General features: G+C 33.1%; 3 protein-coding genes. All 3 read left to right on the forward strand.

The features are described 5' to 3' along the window. Positions 1-776: tetratricopeptide repeat protein (locus ACHZDT_RS11850; RefSeq protein WP_394774836.1), on the forward strand; the 776-nt coding region annotated here is incomplete at its 5' end. Between the two features lie 58 nt (positions 777-834). After that, on the forward strand, positions 835-1,083 hold the full coding sequence (locus tag ACHZDT_RS11855; RefSeq protein ID WP_394774837.1) for a hypothetical protein: 249 nt from the start codon (positions 835-837) through the stop codon (positions 1,081-1,083). Between the two features lie 261 nt (positions 1,084-1,344). Further along, a complete protein-coding gene (locus ACHZDT_RS11860) occupies positions 1,345-1,860 on the forward strand; it encodes a hypothetical protein (RefSeq protein WP_394774838.1) in 516 nt (171 codons plus the stop codon). The last annotated feature ends 222 nt before the right edge of the window (positions 1,861-2,082 follow it).

The following is a 2,082-nucleotide window of genomic DNA, read 5'->3' on the forward strand; positions in this document are numbered from 1 at the left end:
CATTATTAAATTCATGCACACCAAATTCAAAAAAAATACCACTAACTGAAATATGGAAACACGTTGAATATCAAAATGAAAGTAATCCTGTAAAAGTTAGAAATGAGTATGAAGAGTTGAAAAAAGCAAATCCCCAATCTGGCGAACTATATTACTTATTGAGCCGATGTATTGAAAATGAACAGGAAAGGTTTGATACTCTTACGAAAGGATTATCTAAATTTCCAAATAATCCATATGTTCTAGGGGCTTTGGGATCTTATTATCTTGACAAAGAAAGAGACGTGAGCAAAGGAAAAGAGTATTGTGAAAAAGCGCTTCAAAATGATAGTAAGAATCTTTTAGCAGCATATAAATTGTATTATTACTATGGTAAATTAACAGCGAAAGAAAATACTTATGAGGCACAGATAACATATTATGAAGCAATAATTAAATATCTTGCTATTGCTAAAGAATCACCTTACCATTCAATTTATTTACCAGATGAGGAAATCGTTGGTAATTCAGACATTGCAAAAGATAACATAGATAAATTTAAAATGTTACTTGGTAATTGTGTAGGACATGAAACTGAACTTAAAAACTACGAAATAAATAGAATATCTGGCTTTTCTAATGTTTTGATTTTTGACTTAAACATATATTATATTGGTAGCTGTAAATACAAATCTGTAGCTAGAGTATTTGACCAGGCCTATGGAAACTATGTTGATATTAACATAACATATAAATATGCAGATGGTACTTGGATAAATACAAATGACTATAAATAATTCAAAATATTCTCTGACAAAAAGTTGATTAATTTTTATTGTATCTAAACCCTTAAATATGAAAAGTAACGACAAATACCTCGTTTATGAAAATTGGCGGGCTGAAAGAAAAGCAGTTGTACATAAAAGCACATGTGGCCATGCAAGAGAAGGACTAGACAGGTTACAGGATTATACAGCACCAAATGACAGATGGTATGGATATTTTGACAAGCTTACGGAAGCAATTTCATTTGCAGCATTAATGCCAAATAGGCAATTAAAAATTTGTGGGGTTTGCTTACAAGAAGAAAAAGCAAGGATATAAAACCTGCCCATAACACGGTATTGGCAAAAGCAGGGCATGACAAACTTTCTTCAGCATATACCGCTACCAATCATCGGTCATAGGCAGACCGTTCACTAATTAGCTTTACGTTTTCATCAAATTTTCGTTTCTTTATGTAGTTCGGCATGTGGGCGGACACAGCAACAAATATCCCGCCTTCGCCAATACCCGGACGTTATGTGCAACCAACTGACCGCTCCGTAATTACTAACTTCTGATATTATAATCAACTTTACATAAATGCAATCTCAAATCAATCTAAATACTAATTGGCTTTTAATCAAGCTTTCTCTTATACTTTCCTTTTTTCCTTTATTGTGTTTTGGGAATGCCGGTTCCTCAATGATGTATTTTGGGCTTTTGCATTGTGCAATTCTCAATATTTTTATTGGAATTGCTGAGAGTATAGTTCTTAAGAAATTTAAACTTTCTAATCACACGTGGCTTATAATAATTGCAAATTATATTTCAGCATTCATTGGCCTATATTTTATTGCACCTTACTTTTCTACAATTACTGGCAATGAAGGCTTTTGGTGGGGAGGAAAGAACGATAATTTAGGTTATGGGCTTAAAGGTTTCTTTGTTGGTATGGCAGCCTCTTTCATCGCAACACTAATAATTGAATACCCAATATTTTATTTAGCTCTTAAAGATCGATCAAAAAAAAATAGATTATTAGGCCCATTCTTTATTGCAAATTTTATAACGAATGTAATTATGACCCTTGTTTACTATTGGATTATTGTAGGTTGAAGACCAAGAAACATATAGAATATAGTTTTTCAAAATCCTTCCGCTTAAAATTTCAGTAAATAATTTGGCAGCACATAACAAACGGTTTTGTGCAATTGGGGCTTGACGTTGAAGCAATTATCTGCAGTGCATATCCAAGCTTTGGTTTCGGCGGACGTAATTCTGCCGGGCAGTAGTTCTAAACTTCGGCTTTTAGTTATAAATTTAGCTTCAGTTCCGGGC

It is taken from the genome of Flavobacterium sp. (assembly GCF_043722275.1).
Lineage (GTDB): Bacteria > Bacteroidota > Bacteroidia > Flavobacteriales > Flavobacteriaceae > Flavobacterium.

Coding starts and splice junctions, on each gene's coding strand:
- ACHZDT_RS11860 (WP_394774838.1), top strand. CDS start 1,345: ATGCAATCTCAAATCAATCTAAATACTAATTGGCTTTTAATCAAGCTT.
- ACHZDT_RS11855 (WP_394774837.1), top strand. CDS start 835: ATGAAAAGTAACGACAAATACCTCGTTTATGAAAATTGGCGGGCTGAA.